This window comes from Indioceanicola profundi (assembly GCF_003568845.1).
GTDB lineage: Bacteria > Pseudomonadota > Alphaproteobacteria > Azospirillales > Azospirillaceae > Indioceanicola > Indioceanicola profundi.
This window is the reverse complement of the sequence record NZ_CP030129.1, coordinates 244453-262892: the sequence shown is the minus strand read 5'-3', so window position 1 is coordinate 262892 and position 18440 is coordinate 244453. Positions and strand designations below refer to the sequence as shown.

At 64.2% G+C, this 18440-nt stretch carries 21 protein-coding genes and 4 pseudogenes; 18 read left to right on the top strand and 7 right to left on the bottom strand.

Annotated elements, in window-relative coordinates; genetic code table 11:
- Positions 1-260: 260 nt before the first annotated feature.
- Positions 261-968: a class I SAM-dependent methyltransferase gene (locus tag DOL89_RS24550; RefSeq protein ID WP_119681979.1), complete on the bottom strand. Its 708-nt coding sequence runs from the start codon at positions 966-968 to the stop codon at positions 261-263.
- A pseudogene (locus DOL89_RS24545) lies at positions 965-3165 on the bottom strand (heavy metal translocating P-type ATPase). Before DOL89_RS24545 ends, DOL89_RS24550 begins: the two are co-directional and overlap by 4 nt.
- A 93-nt stretch (positions 3166-3258) precedes the next feature.
- Between DOL89_RS24545 and DOL89_RS24540 the strand changes: the two are divergent.
- From DOL89_RS24540 to DOL89_RS24530, 3 genes are all read left to right on the top strand, one after another.
- Positions 3259-3672 carry a MerR family transcriptional regulator gene (locus DOL89_RS24540; RefSeq protein ID WP_119681978.1) on the top strand — a complete coding sequence of 138 codons (414 nt, stop codon included), beginning with the start codon at positions 3259-3261 and terminating at the stop codon, positions 3670-3672.
- Positions 3672-4004: a YnfA family protein gene (locus DOL89_RS24535; RefSeq protein WP_119681977.1), complete on the top strand. Its 333-nt coding sequence runs from the start codon at positions 3672-3674 to the stop codon at positions 4002-4004. The genes DOL89_RS24540 and DOL89_RS24535 overlap by 1 nt, the downstream gene beginning before the upstream one ends.
- Before the next feature lie 207 nt (positions 4005-4211).
- On the top strand, positions 4212-5516 hold the full coding sequence (locus DOL89_RS24530) for an IS701 family transposase (RefSeq protein WP_119680771.1): 1305 nt from the start codon (positions 4212-4214) through the stop codon (positions 5514-5516).
- A 235-nt stretch (positions 5517-5751) separates the two neighbouring features.
- Here the strand turns inward: DOL89_RS24530 and DOL89_RS24525 are convergent, their stop codons facing one another.
- Positions 5752-6828 (bottom strand): IS5 family transposase, encoded by a 1077-nt coding sequence (locus DOL89_RS24525; RefSeq protein ID WP_119681976.1) that lies wholly within the window; start codon positions 6826-6828, stop codon positions 5752-5754.
- A gap of 490 nt (positions 6829-7318) precedes the next feature.
- Between DOL89_RS24525 and DOL89_RS24520 the strand changes: the two genes are divergently transcribed.
- From DOL89_RS24520 to DOL89_RS24505, 4 genes are read left to right on the top strand one after another with little or no spacing between them, the layout of a single operon-like run.
- Positions 7319-8839, top strand: coding sequence for a type IV secretory system conjugative DNA transfer family protein (locus tag DOL89_RS24520; RefSeq protein WP_119681975.1), 1521 nt, complete (start codon positions 7319-7321; stop codon positions 8837-8839).
- Positions 8836-9525 carry a hypothetical protein gene (locus DOL89_RS24515; protein ID WP_119681974.1) on the top strand — a complete coding sequence of 230 codons (690 nt, stop codon included), beginning with the start codon at positions 8836-8838 and terminating at the stop codon, positions 9523-9525. Before DOL89_RS24520 ends, DOL89_RS24515 begins: the two co-directional genes overlap by 4 nt.
- A 12-nt stretch (positions 9526-9537) precedes the next feature.
- Positions 9538-9798: a hypothetical protein gene (locus DOL89_RS24510; protein WP_119681973.1), complete on the top strand. Its 261-nt coding sequence runs from the start codon at positions 9538-9540 to the stop codon at positions 9796-9798.
- A 25-nt stretch (positions 9799-9823) separates the two neighbouring features.
- Positions 9824-10120 carry a hypothetical protein gene (locus DOL89_RS24505; protein ID WP_119681972.1) on the top strand — a complete coding sequence of 99 codons (297 nt, stop codon included), beginning with the start codon at positions 9824-9826 and terminating at the stop codon, positions 10118-10120.
- Between the two features lie 31 nt (positions 10121-10151).
- Here the strand turns inward: DOL89_RS24505 and DOL89_RS24500 are convergent, their stop codons facing one another.
- Positions 10152-10511, bottom strand: coding sequence for an ArsR/SmtB family transcription factor (locus tag DOL89_RS24500; RefSeq protein WP_119681971.1), 360 nt, complete (start codon positions 10509-10511; stop codon positions 10152-10154).
- Between the two features lie 48 nt (positions 10512-10559).
- Here DOL89_RS24500 and DOL89_RS24495 point away from each other — a divergent pair, with 48 nt between their 5' ends.
- The 8 genes and pseudogenes from DOL89_RS24495 to DOL89_RS24465 all read left to right on the top strand — a co-directional run.
- Positions 10560-11429, top strand: a complete 870-nt coding sequence (locus DOL89_RS24495) for a cation diffusion facilitator family transporter (protein WP_119681970.1) — start codon at positions 10560-10562, stop codon at positions 11427-11429.
- Positions 11426-11935 (top strand): signal peptidase II, encoded by a 510-nt coding sequence (gene lspA / locus DOL89_RS24490; RefSeq protein ID WP_119681969.1) that lies wholly within the window; start codon positions 11426-11428, stop codon positions 11933-11935. The genes DOL89_RS24495 and lspA overlap by 4 nt, the downstream gene beginning before the upstream one ends.
- Positions 11932-12969, top strand: a complete 1038-nt coding sequence (locus tag DOL89_RS24485) for a sodium:calcium antiporter (protein WP_119681968.1) — start codon at positions 11932-11934, stop codon at positions 12967-12969. Before lspA ends, DOL89_RS24485 begins: the two co-directional genes overlap by 4 nt.
- Before the next feature lie 109 nt (positions 12970-13078).
- Entirely contained in the window at positions 13079-13237 is a 159-nt protein-coding gene (locus tag DOL89_RS25335; protein ID WP_162937854.1) for a hypothetical protein, read from the top strand.
- Positions 13238-13422: 185 nt separating this feature from the next.
- Positions 13423-13536, top strand: a pseudogene (locus DOL89_RS24480) (recombinase family protein); the annotation flags it as partial.
- A gap of 62 nt (positions 13537-13598) precedes the next feature.
- On the top strand, positions 13599-14366 hold the full coding sequence (locus tag DOL89_RS24475; protein ID WP_119681966.1) for an IS6 family transposase: 768 nt from the start codon (positions 13599-13601) through the stop codon (positions 14364-14366).
- Positions 14367-14430: 64 nt separating this feature from the next.
- A pseudogene (locus tag DOL89_RS24470) lies at positions 14431-14541 on the top strand (transposase); the annotation flags it as partial.
- An 18-nt stretch (positions 14542-14559) separates the two neighbouring features.
- Positions 14560-14736, top strand: a pseudogene (locus DOL89_RS24465) (IS3 family transposase); the annotation flags it as partial.
- Positions 14737-14825: 89 nt separating this feature from the next.
- On the opposite strand, the gene DOL89_RS24460 reads toward DOL89_RS24465, so the two are convergent.
- From DOL89_RS24460 to DOL89_RS24450, 3 genes are all read right to left on the bottom strand, one after another.
- The gene (locus tag DOL89_RS24460; protein WP_119681965.1) at positions 14826-15074 is read right to left on the bottom strand and encodes a hypothetical protein; all 249 of its coding nucleotides are present in this window, start codon (positions 15072-15074) and stop codon (positions 14826-14828) included.
- Between the two features lie 225 nt (positions 15075-15299).
- Positions 15300-15677 carry a histidine kinase dimerization/phospho-acceptor domain-containing protein gene (locus tag DOL89_RS24455; RefSeq protein WP_162937883.1) on the bottom strand — a complete coding sequence of 126 codons (378 nt, stop codon included), beginning with the start codon at positions 15675-15677 and terminating at the stop codon, positions 15300-15302.
- Between the two features lies 1 nt (position 15678).
- The gene (locus DOL89_RS24450) at positions 15679-16095 is read right to left on the bottom strand and encodes a MerR family transcriptional regulator (protein ID WP_119681963.1); all 417 of its coding nucleotides are present in this window, start codon (positions 16093-16095) and stop codon (positions 15679-15681) included.
- Between the two features lie 126 nt (positions 16096-16221).
- Here DOL89_RS24450 and DOL89_RS24445 point away from each other — a divergent pair, with 126 nt between their 5' ends.
- The 3 genes from DOL89_RS24445 (at position 16222) to DOL89_RS25795 (ending at position 18328) form a co-directional block, all read left to right on the top strand.
- Entirely contained in the window at positions 16222-17571 is a 1350-nt protein-coding gene (locus tag DOL89_RS24445) for a dihydrolipoyl dehydrogenase family protein (RefSeq protein ID WP_119681962.1), read from the top strand.
- Between the two features lie 84 nt (positions 17572-17655).
- On the top strand, positions 17656-18084 hold the full coding sequence (locus DOL89_RS24440; RefSeq protein ID WP_205574751.1) for a hypothetical protein: 429 nt from the start codon (positions 17656-17658) through the stop codon (positions 18082-18084).
- Between the two features lies 1 nt (position 18085).
- Complete coding sequence (locus tag DOL89_RS25795) at positions 18086-18328, top strand: GDCCVxC domain-containing (seleno)protein (protein ID WP_119681960.1); 243 nt, start codon at positions 18086-18088, stop codon at positions 18326-18328.
- The last annotated feature ends 112 nt before the right edge of the window (positions 18329-18440 follow it).

Below are 18440 nucleotides of genomic sequence, written 5' to 3'. Positions count from 1 at the left end.
ACTCGGACTGGCAGCACTTGGCTCGCCGCATGGGAGTGACCACAGCCATGATGGCAGTCGATGAACTTTTTGCCCATTGGCGTGTCAACGTGGCCAGCATCGGCGGACATCTGGACATGGGTGTGCGCTACGTCCACGGGATGGGCAAAGCCGGGAACGGTGAATAGGAAAGTCGCAACCAGTGCTAACGTGGCGAGCAGGCGCATGGCGTCCAAGATAGTGCGGCAAGCCTCGAGCAGCAAGCCTTCTGTTCCCGTTATTTAACTTCCCTTGAGATTGGCAGTTCGGGGCAACCTCGGTGCAATGGGGTGGCCTTCCCCTCTCATTGGAGAACATTGTCCGACGCAGCGGTAAGCTGCACCGTAGTAAAGTTCCCGGAAATCCACGAGGCGCAGGTGCTGGTCCACCGACTTCCACGGTCGAAAATCCGCGTAATCCCGGCTTACCCCGAAAGGCCTGTGAAGCTGCACTCCCAGGCTCACCGACCAGTCCGGCCAATTTTCAGGATGCTTCAGACCAAGCAGCCCCAGCCGTCCCGATTGTGGCAAGGCATTGGCGAGGCGCCGGATTACAACGTCATATCCTGGCACCATCTCCAGCGCGAACGTGGCGAGCGCCGCCGCTATTGTGGAAGAAAAAAGACAGTTTTCCAGGTCAGCCTCAACCAGTTCGATGTGCGTCCATCCATTGCGACTCTTGCGAGCTCGCGCACGCCCCAACATGGCAGGAGAGAGGTCAATGCCGATGATATGCCCCGAGGGACCGACCGCTCGGGTCAGCGCTTCGAAATTGGCCCCTGTTCCACACCCCAAATCGACCACCGTATCGCCAGGCTTGATGTTCAGTTGTTCGACGAGCCCATGACGGAGCCGGTTGATGCCCAGCAGATTGTAGACCGATAAAGCGCAATCATAGAAGGGGGCCGTGCGGCCATATAGGCCCCTGATGCCGTCCTTATCCAGAATCATCTCTTATATTCCCCTGCTGCCACCGGCTGGCGCCCACCGGCGCGGAGCAGACGCAAGGCATTGAGCGTGACAATGACCGTGGCACCGGTGTCGGCCAGGATGGCGAGCCAGAGATCGGTGATGCCGAAGAGCGTGGTGACCAGAAACACGGCCTTGAGGCCTAGCGCCATCGCCACGTTCTGGCGGATGTTCGCCAATGTCGCCCGGGAAAGAGCCACCAGATCCGCCACGCCTCCGACCCGGTTGCCCAGCAGGGCTGCGTCGGCGGTCTCCAGCGCCACATCCGTACCGCCGCCCATGGCAATGCCGACATCGGCAGCCGCCAGCGCCGGACCGTCATTGATTCCGTCCCCGACCATGGCGACGGGCGCAGCGGCCTTCAGAACGGCAACCTCCCGCAACTTGTCTTCGGGAAGGAGCCCGGCCTTCACCTCTATCCCCAAGGCGCGGCCGACGGCCCGGCCCGTGCGGACGTTGTCGCCGGTCAGCATCACGCTGCGGATGCCGAGATTGCCCAAGGATGAGACCGCCTGCGCAGCGTCGGCCCGCGGCTCGTCGCGGATGCCGATCAACCCGATCGGCTTCCCATCGGTCATCACTACGGCAACTGACTTGCCAGCATCCTCCAGCGCGGCGATACGGTCGTCGGGGAGTATGTCGGGTCCGCACCTCTCGACGGCATGCCGGGGTGAGCCCACCTCCACCAATCGGCCGGTGACGACGGCCTGCGCAGCCCTGCCTGGAACAGTCCTCTGGTCACGGGCAGGGCGCAGCGGCACGCCGTCGGTCTCGGCCCGCGCCAGGATGGCCCGGGCGAGCGGATGGCTGGAGCCGTTCTCCACCGCTGCCGCCAGTGCGAGCAGGGTCCGCTCGGTCCCGGTTATCGGAACGAGGTCGTGACCTGCGGCCGCCCCTCCGTCAGGGTTCCGGTCTTGTCGAAAGCCACGGCCCGGACCCTTCCGATCGCCTCCAGGGCGGCTCCGCCCTTGATGAGGAGCCCGCGCCGGGCGCCCGCCGCGATGCCGGAGGTGATGGCGGCCGGGGTGGACAGGACCAGCGCGCAGGGGCAGCCGATCAGCAGCAGGGCCAGGCCACGATAGATCCAGGTCTGCAAGTCCGCCCCGAAGGCGAGCGGCGGCAGCAGTATCGTGAGCAACGCTACGATGATGACGAAGGGCGTGTAGCGGGCGCTGAAGCGCTCGATGAAACGGGCCGTGGGCGCCTTGCTGGCCTGGGCCTCCTCGACCATGTGGATGATCCGGGCGATGGTGTTGTCCGCTGCGGACCGCGTCACCCGGACGCGAAGCACGCCGGTGGCGTTGATGCCGCCCGCGAAGACCGGCGAGCCGGGCTGCTTCGGCACCGGCACAGACTCACCTGTCACCGGAGACTCGTCGACATCGGACACGCCGTCGACGACCTCTCCATCGGCAGGCACCCGGTCGCCGGGGCGAACCAGGACAACCTGCCCCACCTCCAACCGCGAAGCGGGAACCTCGCGCGCCACTGCGCCATCGACGAGCAGGGCGGTGCGTGGGACGAGGGCCGCCAGGGCCTTGATGCCGGACCTTGCCCTGCCGGCCGCAACTCCTTCCAGGAGCTCGCCCACGGCGAACAGCAGGATGACGACCGATGCCTCCGCCGTCTCTCCAATCACGAGCGCCCCGGCAGCGGCAACGGACATCAGCATCTCGATGCTGAATGGCGTGCCCAGGCGGGCGAGCAGGAAGGCGCGGCAGCCAAAGACGGCGAGGCCGACCAGGGCGGCAGGCATGAGGGCAAGGTCCTCAAAGGCCGGGACAAGCCAGGACATCAGGAAGCCGATCCCGACCAACAGCCCGATGAAACCGGTGAGCTTCGCCTTGGGCCCGGTCCACCACGGCTGCTCGTTGGCGGCCGAGGCCTCCGACGCTCCGGGCTGGCGGCCGGAGACGATTTGGAGGTCTATATCCTCAATGCCGAAGCCGAGGCTCCGGATGGTGCCCTCGACCTTGTCCTTGGGTGTCGCGGCTTCGTCCAGCCGGAACCGGAGTACCTGCGAGTGATAGTTCAGGCTGATGTCCTCGACGCCGCTGAGCCGTGCCAAAGCCGTCTCAACTTTCGTCACACAGCTGGGGCAGTCCATGCCTGTGACCCGGTACTGGTGGGCTGGATCACCTCCGGTCGGTGCCTGTCTGGTCGATGCTTGGTCCTGCATGGCGCATTCCTGCTCTGTGAGGCTTCGACGTGGCCATTGCCAATGTGCTAAACCTAGAACCTCTAGTCGCTAGAGGTTCAAGGGGCAAAGCGCATGCAGGGTGAAAAATTCAGCATCGGTGGCCTGGCCGCGCGCAGCGGCACCAAGGTGCAGACCGTGCGCTGGTATGAACAGGTCGGCATGCTGCCCGAACCGGCCCGCACGGCAGGGAACCAGCGCATGTACACGCGGGGCGACCTGGACCGCCTGATCTTCATCCGACGCGGCCGCGAGCTTGGCTTCTCGCTCGATGAGGTGCGGCGTCTCCTGAGCTTGGCGGACCGGGTCGATCTCTCCTGCGAGGAGGCGGATGTGATCGCCTCGGCGCATCTCGAGGAGGTTCGTCAGAAGATCGGCCAGCTACGGTCGCTCGAGGCCGAACTGGAGCGTATGCTCGGCCAATGCCGCCACGGGACAGTATCGGACTGCCGGGTCATCGAGGCGCTGTCCCAGGGAAAGAAAGATTGATGAGCACGATTGCTGTCTATGGCTTGGCTGCTTTGGCCGAAATTGTGGGCTGTTTCTCGTTCTGGGCCTGGCTGCGGCTTGACAGATCACCCTTGTGGATCGCGCCCGGCATCGCCAGCTTGATTGCCTTTGCTTGGTTGCTGACGCGGATTAATGCCGATTTCGCAGGCCGCGCCTACGCCGCCTACGGCGGCGTCTACATCGCAGCATCGTTGCTCTGGCTCTGGCTCGCCGAGGGGCACCGTCCTGACCGGTGGGACGTGCTCGGCGCCACTGTTTGTCTCATCGGAGCCGCCATCGTGCTGCTGGGACCGCGTGGCGCCTCCGCCTGACGAAATTGGTCAGTGAACCCGGCGCGCGACGGTCCAGCGGGCCACCTCGGCTTCGGCTCGGTCGGCCGGAACATCGGGATGGTGCAGGCGATAGATAAACAGCGCCGCCTCGACGGCGTGCCTCTTCACAGGTAGGGCATTAGTTCTACTGTGTCATAAAAGAACGAGTGATGTTATGGTTGGAGCTCATGCACTTGGGAGGGTGGCATGGGTTTCGACTGGCTGGACGGGAGCGAAGCCCGCTTCGGGAGGTATATCGGGCGGCTTGCCCAGGCTCTGGGGCATGCAGACCGGCTTTCGCCATTCCAGGCCTACTGCATCGGGCTGCTGCTGCCGGGAGAGCGCAAGAGTGTTGAGCCGATGGCGGCACGGGTGGAGCCTGGCCGTGTGCAGGCCGCACATCAATCCCTGCATCACTTCGTGGCCAAGGCGCCCTGGAATGATGCTGCTGTTCTGCAGGCAGTCCGGGAAACGGTGCTGCCAACCTTGCAGGCGCATGGCTCGCTGAGGGCCTGGATCATCGACGATACCGGCCTGCCGAAGAAGGGAACGCATTCGGTCGGTGTTGCCCGGCAGTATTGCGGCCAGCTCGGCAAGCAGGACAACTGCCAAGTCGCGGTTTCACTCTCGATTTCCACCGATCACGGCAGCCTGCCACTGGCTTGGCAGCTGTATCTGCCGGAAGCCTGGGCCGGCGATCACGAGCGTCGTGCCAAGGCGGGGGTGCCTGAGGAGATCTCGTTCCAGACCAAGCCGCAGATCGCGCTGGCCCAGATCAGAACTGCCGTGCAATCCGGCGTGCCACTTGCTCCTGTGTTGATGGATGCAGGTTATGGCACCGACACGGATCTGCGCACCGGCATCACCGAACTCGGTCTAGCCTATGTTGCCGGGGTTCAGTCCTCCCTGACCGTCTGGCCACCAGGAACCGGACCGTTGCCGGCCAAACCATGGAGTGGGAAAGGCCGCCCGCCAAAGCTCGTCCGCCGCGATCCGAACCACAAGCCTGTAGACGTGAAAACCCTGGCTCAGAGTTTAGCGTCAGGGGCATGGCAGACAGTGACATGGCGGGAGGGCAGCAACGCCCCCCTGACATCCCGGTTTGCTGCGCTGCGGGTCCGCCCGGCTCACCGCGACTATTGGCGCGCGGAACCCTGGCCTGAAGAATGGCTGCTGATCGAATGGCCGGAGGATGAGAAAGAGCCCGCCAAGTACTGGCTTTCCACCCTGCCGGCCGACATCAGCCTGGCCGATCTGGTTGATACCGCAAAGCTGCGCTGGCGCATTGAGCGGGATTATCTGGAGCTCAAGCAGGAGATCGGGCTGGGGCACTATGAGGGGCGGGGATGGCGGGGCTTCCATCACCACGCCACCCTTTGCATTGCTGCTTATGGGTTCCTGGTCCAGGAGCGGGCCGCCATTCCCCCCTCAGCTCCATCCAGCTCCAAACCCATCCAAGCGCTTGGCCTACCCAAAACCTACAAGCCCAGGGGATCTCCCGCTCCGGCCTGAACGCCACGTTCCAGATTCCATCGCCACCGTGCGCATTGCCACGGCAAGAGCCCTGCTCACAACACTTGCCCGATGCCCTTGTTGTCGGCAACAAATACGCTGTTTGTGACACAGTAGAATTAGCAGGGCGCTGAAAAACGGGCCGCTGACTCGCAATCCTTCCTTGGAGTGATGGAACCACTGCATGTCGATGCTCGGTTTGCACCGGGCATGGGGGTGCCCTGGGGCGCCGATATCAGGTGGCCAGGAGCTTGGGCAGGCGGATGAGGTTGTAGGCGGCGGCTGCGAGGGTGAATGCCCATCCAACCCTGTCGCTGCCCCTGAACTTCGTCTTGCGCTGCCCCGCCACCACCTTGACCCACCCAAAGGCCTCCTCGATCCGTTTTCTCGCCTTCTGACTGGCGCTGTAGCTCGGATGTCGGGTCGTTCGCCCGTCGATGCGCGACCGTCGCCCGCGGGTGTTCTGGGCCACATGCGGCGTGACCTTCAGCGCCCGCAGGTCGGCGACGAACCCGCCAGCGTCACAGCCCTTGTCTGCTCCCAGCGTGATCCGGCGGCGGCCGGTGACGGCCTCGATCATGGCGATGGCGGCTTCGCGCTCGGCCCGACCCGTCGCCGGGGTCAGCTTCGCCGCCACGACCAGGCCGGAGCGGTTCTCCATCAGCAGATGGCCCATGTGGGCCAGCTTCGCCTCCTTGCCCGGCCCCTTGCGGTAGAGCTTAGCGTCCGGATCGGTGGTCGAGGCGTGCGTCTCATTGCTGCGCCGTTCGCCGTGGAAGTCGCGCTCTCCGTTGCGGCCGGGTCCGGGCGGTTCGTCGTCTCCATCCTTCGGGCGGAAGCTCTTCACGCTGGCCCAGGCTTCGATCAGGGTGCCGTCGACAGAGAAATGCTCGTCCGAGAGCAGGCCGCGCACCTTGGCGTGGCCGGTCACCGCCGCCAGGAACCGCTGGGCGATGTCGCCGTCAAGCAGGCGGTCGCGGTTCTTGGAGAACACTGTCGGGTGCCAGACCTCATCATCGATCCCGAGCCCGACGAACCAGCGGAACAGAAGATTGTAGTCCAGCTGCTCCATCAGCTGGCGCTCCGGGCGCACGGTGTAGAAAGCCTGGAGCAGTAGCGCCTTCAGCACCTGCTCTGGCGGGATCGAGGGGCGGCCGGTGGCGGCATAAAGCCCGGCGAAGTCGCCGTCCATCGCCGCCAGCACCGCGTCCACCACCCGCCGGATCAGCCGCAACGGATGCCGGGTCGGAACCCGATCCTCCAGCGACACGTAGCTGAACATCCCACCCTGGTCCGACCGATGCCCGCGCATTCCAATTCAGCGAGCCGGAGTAGCCAGCGCCCTTTCGGGTCGGCCAGAGGCCCGCAAGCTCGGTCCAGACCGGCTTGCCGTCCTGCCCGTCCTGGACGAGCCATGCCCTGAACTGCGGGCGTGTGCCGGATGCATTGCCTTCCGGGGTTGGGATTTCTTCTGTCATTGTCGTTCTCCTTGTTGTTGGGCTGGCCCCATGCCAGCCGGTGACCCGGCGTCCGGCGGGTGCGCGGGCGACGGTCAAGGAGGCTCCGCCCGAGGGTTTGCCCGGTCCCCGGCGCAGCAGGGGACGCGCGAGCGCGAGCGAGAAAGAGACGGGCGGAAACGGGTGGATGCCTTGACCGGCAAAGCCCCGCAGCCGCCAGCCTTGCGGTCACGACTGGCGATGTGGGCTGCCTGGACAGACAAAGGACGGCAGGGAAGAAAGAACCCGCCGACAAGGCAAGAATAGCGGCTTCGGAGATTGCGCCGCTTGGGTTAGGCTAGGCCCATGGCGAGCAACGTGTTTTCCGGTCTGAGCCGGGGCGTGCCTGGTGTCAGACCGCGAGACATGGCCGCACCTGCTTCAGCGTTCGAAGCGCCGCAGAGCATTGCGGCGGCGGCTTCGCTGCGTTTCTCGCCGGACAAGCTGTTTCTTGGCCTGATCGCCGCGGAGATCGAGCGGGACGCACAGACAGGCGAGCGCTATGCACAGGGCGGACAGGAAGTCGGCGTCGCCGATGATCGTCATGCCATCATGATTGCCGGGAGCCGCGCCGGAAAAGGCCGGTCGGCTATTGTGCCGAACATGCTCCGCTATACGGGCTCGGTGCTCGCCATCGACCCGAAGGGCGAGCTGGCGCTTCTGACGGCGAAGACGCGGGCTGAAAAGCTCGGGCAGCGCGTCGATCCGTTCGGAACGACCGGCGGCGCGCTCGCAGAGTACGAAACCGGCTTTAATCCCCTGGCGATGCGGCGGCAGTTTTCGGTGGAAGATGCCGTTCTGATCGCCGATGCCCTGGTGGTCACCGGCGGGGGCGATCCGCATTGGGATGAATCCGCCCACGCCTTTATCGAGGGCGTGATCCTCGAAGTAGCGAGCGCGGATCGCTTTGAAGGCCGCCGCGATCTCGTGGCCGTGCGGGACCTGATCGCCCAGGGAGAGACCATCACGCCTGCCAGCGAGATTTACGGGGAGTCCGAAGAGGCGGACGAGGCGAGCGGGATGGACATGCTCGCCGAGCTCATGGCGGACAGCGCGGAGCCTGCGGTGCGCCGCGCCGCCGCCGACTTCTTCGAAAAGCCGGAGCGCGAGCGCGGCTCCGTCCTGTCCACGGCGCGGCGGCACCTGCGCCCGCTGTCCTTCCCCGAGATCGAAACCTCGCTCATGGTCGAGGGCTTCGACCTTGCGGACCTGAAAAGCGCGGCAATGACCATCTATCTGTGCCTGCCGGGACGGCACATAGGAACGTGCGGGCGCTGGCTGCGCCTGTTCGTCAATCTCGCCCTGCAGGCGATGGAGCGAACGCCCGGACGGCCCGCCGCCGGATCACCGGTGCTGTTCCTGCTCGATGAGTTCGCGAGCCTCGGCCACATGCGCCAGATCGAGGACGCAGCGGGCCAGATTGCCGGTTATGGCGTGAAGCTCTGGCCGATCCTGCAAGACCTCGGCCAGCTGAAGGCGCTCTACAAGGAGCGATGGGAAACCTTCATGGGCAACGCCGGAATCCTGCAGTTCTTCGGCAACAACGACCTGACGACGCTTGAATGGGTCTCCAAGCGCCTCGGCTCCACGACCATCGAGCAGCTTTCGGGCTCTGTGGTCACGCCTGGCGCTGCCGCGTCAGGGGCGACAGGCGAAAGCTACGCGCCGCGCACAACTCCTGTTCTGGAACCGGATGAAGTCGCCCTCGTCTTCAGCCGCGCCGATCCGCTGCTGCGCCAGCTCGTGATCCGGGCGGGCTATGCGCCCATGATCCTGCAGCGCGCCTTCTACGACCGGCACGACGCCTTCGCGGAGCTGCGCCGATGAGCGCCGCGACCGGGAGCCCTGCCGCCGGAACGCGGGTGAGCACGGCGCAGGATTTCCCGCACCTGGCGGTGTATCGCCATTCCGGCGCGGGCGGGCCGGTTTACAGGATCGCGTTCGACAATCTTGAATATGGCGGCGTCCGGCGTCTGATGCATTTCGGCGCTATCGCGGTCGTGACGCTGCTGTTCCCGCTCGGGGTCTGGTCCGGCCTGCTGGCGCAATGGGCCGGTGCGCATTGGCTGGTCGGGGTCGCGGGCTTTGGCGGGCTGGTCTGGATGGCCTGCCATGCGGCTGTCCAGCCCGGTGCTATCGCGCGCGTGATCGAGCTGGATTTTGGCAGCGACCGGCTACGGGTTTTGCGCAGGGGCCGGGTGGAGATCGAACGGCAGTATTCGCGCATGCAGAATTTGACCGTCCAGGACCACCCCGAGGCGGAGTTCGCGCGCGCGGCCAGGATGGAGAGGGGCCAACAGACGCTGAAGGAAATCGAAAAGCAGCATTGTCTGATCGGTTGGTTCGGGGCGGGCGGGGCCGAGCAGGTTGTGCTGCTCTGCCGAGCGGAATGGCCGAACCGGCAATCCCTGTTCGAAGTGCGCCAGGCGATGCTCTGGGTGGCCGCACAGGCCGACGAGCGCAAGGCGCGGGAGCCGGTGGAAAGCTCCGGCATCAATCCTCCGCTCGACTGAAGAGGGATCAGTATGGCGATCATCGACGAGTTTTGGAGAGTCCTGCTGATCTTCCTGACACACCCCGCAAGCCAGGGCATCGCCACCTCGCTTTTCGCCCTTTTCTCGGCGCTGATCGCCTTGCGGCTGCTGCCGGACTTCGTCTCGGAGAGCACGTTGCTGCCGCGCGGAACGAAGACGGCAACCTTCCTGCGGGTGGTGCTGGTCCTGGCTGGTGCCGCCACCTTCGCGGCTTTGGCGGCATGGCTGGTCATGGCCTTGCCGCAGCCTTGAAACCCCAACCGAGGAGGAAGCCACATTGCCCCCGCATCAACGCACCGACACCCGCTTTTCCAAGGACGGTTGCACGGCGTTCGTCAGGCTCCGCGTGGATCGCCGCAAATACGAGTTTGCGCGGCAATGGGCTGTCTTCCATGCGGAGGCGGACCCGGAAGGAACCGCTGAGAACCAGCTGGAAGGCTACCTGAACACGGCGCTCATGCATCACATGGACGAGACCAACTGGACCGCGCCGCCGGAGATCGAGGCGCTTCATCCAAAGCGCAACCCCGACGAGAAGCCCGCCAACGATCTGGACGACGACATTCCGTTCTGAGGGGCAGCGCCTCGGCGAAAGCTGCCTTTGGTCAGGTCGAGGACCCGTTCTCGTAATTCTCGCATCGGTCCACACCCTGTGCCGCGCCTTCAAGCAGCTGATCGGCGAGCGCCAGCAGCTGCTTTATCCGCGGGTCCGCTAGGGCGTACTGCACAAACCGGCCACGCTGCTCGCCAGCAACCAACCCGCACTCGCTGAGGCAGCGCAGGTGGTTTGAAGTGTTCGACTGGCTCAGGCCGGTTGCGGCCACGATCTCCCCGACTGTACGCGGCCCCGCCCGCAGGGCTTCGAGAATGGAGAGGCGGGATGGGTCGGCGAGCCCGCGAAACAGCTTTGTTTGCAGGCCAAGGGAACGGCGGTCTTGCTGTGCTGCGGGGGTTGTGCTCGACATATCAGTCGCCAATGATATATTGATCGCGGATCATAAGGAAGGCCCTCGATGGATCAGACGGTTTCAGAGAGCAACGACGAAGCAGTGCGCTACCGCGTCACTGGCATGGACTGCGCCTCCTGCGCGGCCAAGATCGAGAAGGCGGTGCGCTCTGTCGGCGTGGAGAAGGTGAAGGTTTCGACCGCGACGCAGATTATGACGCTGCGGCTGGACGATCCCGCCGCGCGGCTGCCGGAGGTCGAACGCGCCGTCTCTGGCATCGGCTACCAGCTCGACCGTCTGGACGGTCCAAATACGCAAACCGAAGGCGATATAGACGATCTGCCGAAGGACCTTTCCCACATCACCCCGGCTTACAGGCGGGCGCTGTGGATCGTGATCGTGCTCAATGTCGGTTACGGCCTGATCGAGATGGTCGGCGGCTTCATCTCGGGATCGCAGGCGCTCAAGGCGGACGCGCTCGATTTCCTCGGGGACGGGCTGATTACCTTCCTCGGCATCCTCGCAATCGGCTGGAGTCTGGTCTGGCGCGCCCGCTCGGCGCTCATTCAGGGGCTCTTTCTGGGCGTCCTCGGCCTCGGCGTCCTGGGCAACACGGCATATCGCGTTCTGGTCCAGCAGCCGCCGGAGGCGGAGCTGATGGGGCTCTTCGGGATCATCGCGCTGGCCGTCAACGTGGCCGCGGCACTGGCGCTGATCCCGCACCGGACGGGCGATGCCAATGTCCGGGCGGTCTGGCTCTTCAGTCGCAACGATGCCATCGGCAATGCCGCCGTCGTTGTCGCGGCGGGTCTGGTTGCCTGGACCGGCACGGCGTGGCCTGACCTCGTCGTGGCGGCGGTGATCGCCGGGCTGTTCCTGCAATCCTCGTGGTCGATCATCCGCGATGCGAATGCCGACCTGCGGGAGAGCACATGAGCGCACGGGTTCTCGGGATAGCCTGTGCTGCGGCGGCGTTTGCTCTCGATCAGGGCACCAAGGCGCTCGCTCTGAATTCACCGGGCCTTGCAGGCGGTGTCGAAGTCCTGCCGGTCATGAACCTCGTTCTTGTACGCAACGATGGCGTCAGCTTTGGAATGCTCGGCGGTCTGGTGCCCTGGTGGGCTCTGGTCCTGCTTGCCGCTGCGATTGTGGGCGTCCTCCTGATCTGGCTGTGGCGAACGCCGCTGCGGCTGACCGGCGCTGGCCTCGGGCTTGTGATCGGCGGCGCACTTGGCAACATTCTGGACCGGGTCCGGTATCAGGCTGTCACCGATTTTCTGGATTTCTATCTGGGAGCCTACCACTGGCCCGCCTTCAACCTGGCTGACGTGGCGGTCGTCTGCGGGACTCTCCTGCTTCTGGCCGATGGCATGCGCAAGGATACGCGCAAGCAGGCCGGGGGCGGGCCTGACCCTGCCGGTTCGCAAGGGAGCGAAGCATGATTGCGGTCTGGGGCGGGGTTCTTCTTGCTGCGGTATGGCTTGCACATTGGGGCGCTGAACACCTTTCCGATCCGCTCAAGAAGCTCCGCCGCCAATGGGGATTTTCGGTTGCGGCGGGCGGTTCGTTCGTCGGCCTCGCTGCCGCTTCGCCTGAAATCGGCATCAACACCACGAGCGCCATCCGGGGTGTGAGCGACATTGGCCTCGGCGCGCTTCTCGGCTCCAATGTGCTCGCGATCCCGATGATGATCATGGTTGCCTATTTCGCCACCCGCAAGAAGGGCATCGGCGGCGGAGAGAGCAGCCACAGGAACCATGAAGAGCACCGGCGCGAGGGCCTGCTTCAGGTCGATCCTCAGGCCGCCACCGTCCAGGCTCTGCCTTATCTCGCGATTGTCGGCCTGTTTGCCCTTGTGACGCTGCCTGCGCCATGGCGGGGACTGCAGCCGATTGACGGCTGGATTCTGCTCATCGGTTATCTCGCCTACCTCGTCCAGGCGCTGGCGCGAGGGCGGAAGGAAGGCGAGGGCGTTGAATGGAAGCGCAAGGAAAAGTGGCTGGCGGCGGCAGGGATCGGGGCACTGGCAATTGGGGCTTATTTCACGGTGTTCTCGACCGAGAAGATCGTCGGCTCGCTCGGCCTTTCCAAAATCATCGGCGGGCTCTTCATCACTGCGCCGGTTGCTGCGCTGCCGGAAGTTTTTGCAACGTGGTACGTCGCTCGTAGCGGGCAGGTGACGTCCGGCGTCACAAGCGTCATGGGCGATCACGCAGTAACCATGACGCTGGCCTTCATTCCGCTCACGATCATCGGCATGCCAATCGAGAACATGCAACTATTCTGGGTCACGCTCGCCTTCGTAGCGATCATGCCAGCCCTGTATGCGGCGTTTATTTGGTGGGGCGGGCGTGAGTCTGGCTTCAAACGCTGGCAGGTATTTGCGCTTCCTGTGGTCTATGCCGCCTTCGTGGCGGTAATCGTCTTCTGGGTTCAACCTTTCGGACAGGCTGCACAGGGCGGTTCCGGCGGTTGAGCATGTAGATGTTTCTGCGAAAATTAGACCTTTACTGCGCATTATGGTATAAATACTGGCGCTAATAAAACAAATGGACCAAATATAATAATTTTAGAAAAAGGGCAGGATGATGTATGACATGATGTGCGGGGAAATGATGTGGGGGATGGGGCTGTTTTCGCTGCTCGCTCTTGTCGTGCTGGTTCTTTCTGCCGCCGCCCTCGTCAAATATCTGTTCAGCAGTAGCCGGACGGCTGCGGCCTCCCCGTCAGAGAACAATTCCTAGCAGCGGAAACTACTCTCACGCGGGCTTAACAGGCTCGCCCGGCGCCCGGCTCGTCTCAAAATGGTTCCCTTTAGAGACGTTTTCTGGGGACAAGCGATTTCAGTGGCTTGCGCGTCTCAAAACGCAGTCTCAAAATAGGGGCTCGAAAGCGAGGAACCCATGCCTTCATTCATCGGCCCCTACCAATGTTGGTAGGGTATGCGCGCGTCTCGACGGAAGATCAGAACCTCGACCTTCAGCACCGGGCTCTGAAGGTGGCGGGCTGCGAACAGATTTTCGAGGACCAGGTCTCGGGGACGGCTCTGTTGTAAAGTTGGCCGGCATCCGGTGGAATGACGCGATCGAGCGAGGGGGCTGAGACGTGTCGGACTTTAAAGGCCGCCATTTCGAGGGTGAGATCGTGCTGTGGGCGGTGCGCTGGTACTGCCGGTACGGGATCAGCTACCGCGACCTCGAACAGATGATGGCCGAGCGCGGGGTCGTGGTCGATCACACCACCATCTACCGCTGGGTTCAGACGTACGCGCCGGAGATTGAGAAGCGGCTGCGCTGGCAGTGGCGCTGCCCACGGTCGACCAGTTGGCGGGTCGACGAGACCTATGTGAAGGTCGGCGGCAAGTGGGCCTATCTGTACCGGGCCGTCGACAAGTACGGCAACACCATCGACTTCCATCTCTCGTCGGCCCGGAACACCGCCGCGGCCAAGCGCTTCCTCGGAAAGGCGCTGAACGGCCTCAAGCCGTGGGAGAAGCCGATGGTCATCAATACCGACAAGGCGCCAACCTATGGGCCGGCGCTGGTGGCATTGAAGGCCGAGGGCAAATGTCCCGAGGACACGGAGCACCGGCAGGTGAAGTACCTGAACAACGTCGTCGAGGCCGACCACGGCAAGCTCAAGCAGTTGATCCGCCCCGTGCGGGGCTTCAAGACGCTGAAAACCGCTTACGCCACGATCAAGGGCTTCGAGGTGATGCGCGCCTTGCGCAAAGGGCAGGCAGGCGCTTTCAACCTCACCCGCGACATGCGCGGCGAGGCCCGCCTGGTTGAGCGAGCTTTCGGGCTCGGCCCCTGCGCGCTGACCGAGGCCTCCCAGTTCATCAACCAGCACCTCGAGCTCCAGGCCGCTTGACCTGGGCAGCCATGCCGAAAGCTGGCCTCACGCGGTTCCAGTCAGATTTTGCAACAGAGCCCTCAGGACTGGCTCGCCCTGGGCCGATATCCCCGAGCGCTATGGTCCGGCAACGACCTGCGCCAGCCGCTTCCGCCGCTGGGCGAAGATTGGGGTGTGGGACCGCATCTTCGAGGCGGGGGACTGTCAACGGCAAATGATCCACCGGCCCGGTCCCTGGCGCAGCATGGAGGCGGTAGAACTCACCATCCTGGAATGGGTCGACTGGATCAACAACAGACGCCTGATGGGGCCCATTGGGAACATCCCGCCCGCGGAAGCCGAGGAGCGCTACTATGCTAAGCAACAGATTCTGGCCGTAGCCGCATGACTAAAACCAATCGGCCTCTTTGGGCTGCTGAATAGCAGCTCCTGGAAAGTCGCCCTTTTATGGGCCGGTCGCTCGGCCAAGTACCACCCTCACGACGCGGTACAATCCTCATGGGGAACCACCGCAAACTGGGAGGCTGCTTCTACTGCTTCCGCCTCTTCCGCTGGCGAGAGCCTTTTGCGGATTTCGTTTGCCAACTTGCGGGCGCTCTGCAGGTGATAGGACCACTCGGATCGTCCCGCATGCTCCACCGCCAACAGCGCAAACTGCATGGCCACAGTAAGGTCCTTACGCTCTGGATCCGGCGGCTCACGGTAGAATTCTGCAAGGCGCATCATGGCGCCTCGACAGCCGAAGCCGGCACTCCGCTTCAACCAGATAAGCCCTTCCTCAATGTTACGCGGCCCGCTTCTACCCTCAATGAGCCACTGTCCCAGCTGTGCCTGCGAATGCGGGCTCCCTAGGGTTTGTGCACCCACGCAGAACGGAACAGATGCGCCGAGGCTGCATCAACCCGTAGGGGCAGTGTCCTAAATCTGCCATGGCAGCGCCAAACAGGGCTTTTACATCAGCCAGAGATCAGCAGCAAGCTCTGTACGCACGGTGATCTTGGGCCCGAGCGTGCGGTCGAGCAGTCTGGCCATGCCGAGCAGTCTTTCGTTAAGATTGAAGACCTGCGGCTTGGGTGCCTGCCGGCGGGAGAAAGTCAGTAGCTGGCCGGTCAATTCCTTGGCGCGCTCTACGGCCTGAGCCATGGAATCGAGGAACATGGCCCGTCGCTCGACCGGACCCTCTTTGCCACGGCGCAAGAGCTCGACACCGCTATGCACAACCTGGAGCAGATTATTGAAATCGTGCGCGATGCCGCCGGTCAGTTGACCCAGAGCCTGCAGTTTCTCGCTCTGGCGCAGCGCCTCCTCCGTCTTGCGGCGCTCGTCCACCTCATGGATCAGTGCGGCGGCTGGTCAGAGCGTCGATCAAAGGACATTCACGACCTTCCCCGTCGCACAGATCCACCATGCCGGCCAGAACACGCTCCATTCTCTGCAAAGCCGCAATCTTTCCCCGAACGTCTTCAAGATGGCGGGCGGCAACCTGCCGGGCATCCGCACAGGGCTGATCGCTTTCCGCCAAGCCCAACAGAGCCCGGATCTCGTCGAGCGTGAAGCCAAGATCGCGTGCCCTGCGGACGAATTCCAGCCGTTGGACATGCGGAGGCCCGTATGAACGGTGTCCACCGGCGGTGCGGTCAGGAACGGGCACCAACCCAATCCGCTCATAATACCGGATTGTCTCAATGTGGACGCCGCACTGCCGGGACAAGGTCCCGATCGACAACCCCCCACCCGCATGTGCCACAGGACCTCCCAAATCGTTGCTCCTCTCCCCTTGAACCTGTAGCGGCTACAGGTCCTATCCTCAACAGGTAGGCGCTCCAGGCCAGCTTGCAACCGCCTATCCTGTCGACGACAGCGGAGAACCTCGATGGCAGAACAGTACGACCTGGTAGTGGTCGGAGCCGGTACGGCTGCGATGGTGGCCGCCACCCGCGTGCGGGCTGCTGGCCGCAGCGTAGCCGTTATCGATGAGCGGCCCTATGGCGGTACGTGCGCCTTGCGCGGCTGCGACCCCAAAAAAATGCTGCGCGCAGGCGCGGAGGCCGTGGACATCGCGCGACGCATGCAGGGCCGCGGCATCGCCGGCGATCCTTGCATCGACTGGCCCTCCTTGGTGGCGCACAAGCGCAGCTTCACGGACCCGGTGCCGGGCAAACACCAACGCCGGTATGCCGACAAGGGCATCGCCACTTGGCACGGCCATGCGCGCCTCACCGGGCGCGACAGGGTGGAGGTTGACGGTCGGGAACTCACCTTCGGACATCTCCTGCTGGCGGCCGGCGCCGAGCCGGCGCGACTGGACATTCCCGGCGAAGAGTACCTCGCCACGAGCGATGACTTTTTGAACCTGGAGAAACTGCCGGAGCGGATCGTCCTGGTCGGCGGTGGCTACATTACCGCCGAATACGCCCATATCGCCGCCCGCGCCGGCGCCAAGGTCACCATTCTACAGCGCGGCTCGCGGATGTTGCCCCAGTTCGACGCGGACCTGGTGTCCTGGCTCATGGAGGGATTCGAGGCGGTCGGAATCGACGTGCGGACCGATGCGGAAGTCCGGCAAGTCGAGCTTGATCCGGCAGGCGGCTGTCGCGTTCGCGCCATGACCCCGGACGGGCCTCTGGAGGTCCGGGCGGACCTGGCTATCCATGCCGCCGGGCGGGTGCCTGCGCTCCGCCGACTGGACCTGGATGCCGGCGGGATCGAGACGTCGGGTAATCGCCTCAAGCTGAATGGGTTCTTGCAAAGTGTTTCCAATCCGGCGGTGTATGCGGCGGGCGACATGGCGCAGGTGGGGCCACCACTGACGCCGGTGTCGAGCCACGACGCCAAGGTGGTCGCCGCCAACATCCTGGAGGGCAACCACCGCCAGCCGGACTACCGCGGCGTTCCGAGTGTCGCTTTCACCTTCCCGCCGATCGCAGCCGCAGGTCTCCGGGAAGATGAGGCCCGAGCGCAGGGGCTACGGTTCCGACTGGCAAAGGCCCTGACGCCCGGCTGGTTCACGGCCCTGCGCGAGGCCGAGCCCGTCTATGGACACAAGGTGCTGGTCGATGAGGACAGCGGACGCATCCTCGGGGCTCATCTGGTCGGACCCCACGCTGACGAGGTGATCAACCTGTTCGCCCTGGCCATCCGCCACGGTCTGACGGCGGACGACGTGAAAGCCACGATGTTCGCCTACCCGACCGGGGCGTCCGACATCGGTAGCATGCTGTAAGGGCAAACGCGGCAGCTATTTGAGCTTGATTCTATAGTCGCTACAGGATGCACGATGGCTCAGTTGTGATTGAAAGACAATGCCATGCAGCCAGCTTCGAACGAAACGGCAGTCCGGGACGGCAAGGAGGCAACCATACTGTCCGGAATCGCCGCGGTCGCCGGCATGGGTGCCCTCGGTGCCGCCTCGTGTTGCGCCCTGCCGTTGCTCTTCGCCGGTGTCGGGCTTGGCGGTGCCGGTCTCGCTCCCCTGCTTGGGCTCGCCGTCTACAGGACCGAGATCTTCCTCGCAGCGGGCCTGCTTCTTGCCGGGAGCTGGGCGCTGTTTCTCAGGGCATCGCGGCGCCCGTCCGTGGTCTGCGTTGCCACCGGGGCATGTAAACCCAGTGCTGGCCGCCGCTGGATCACCCTCAGCTTTCTGACAGCCGCGACCGTGCTGCTGCTGGGCGCAGGTTGGACCGCCAGCAACGAGGCCGCCGTCGTGCAGACCGTTGCCACCTGGGCGAGGGGATGACATGACCCAAGCGGCGAAGGAGCTCGAATCAACGTTGACCTGTCCACGGTGCGGACACCGGGAAACCGAGACCATGCCGACGGATGCGTGCCAGTTCTTCTACGACTGCATGGGTTGTGGGACGCTTCTGCGCGCGAAGGCCGGGGATTGCTGCGTCTTCTGCTCATATGGCGATACGCCCTGCCCACCGATCCAGGATAGTGTCGGGTCCGCAAGGTGTTCCAGGGCCCGTTGCAATGACTAAGGTCATCGATTGGAATCCCTCCTGGGCTGAGGGGATGCGTTCGCCTGGGGACTGGGACCGCCGAAAGCACTTCACGGCTAAAAGCTTGGCTTCGGGCCACCAAAGTCCCATA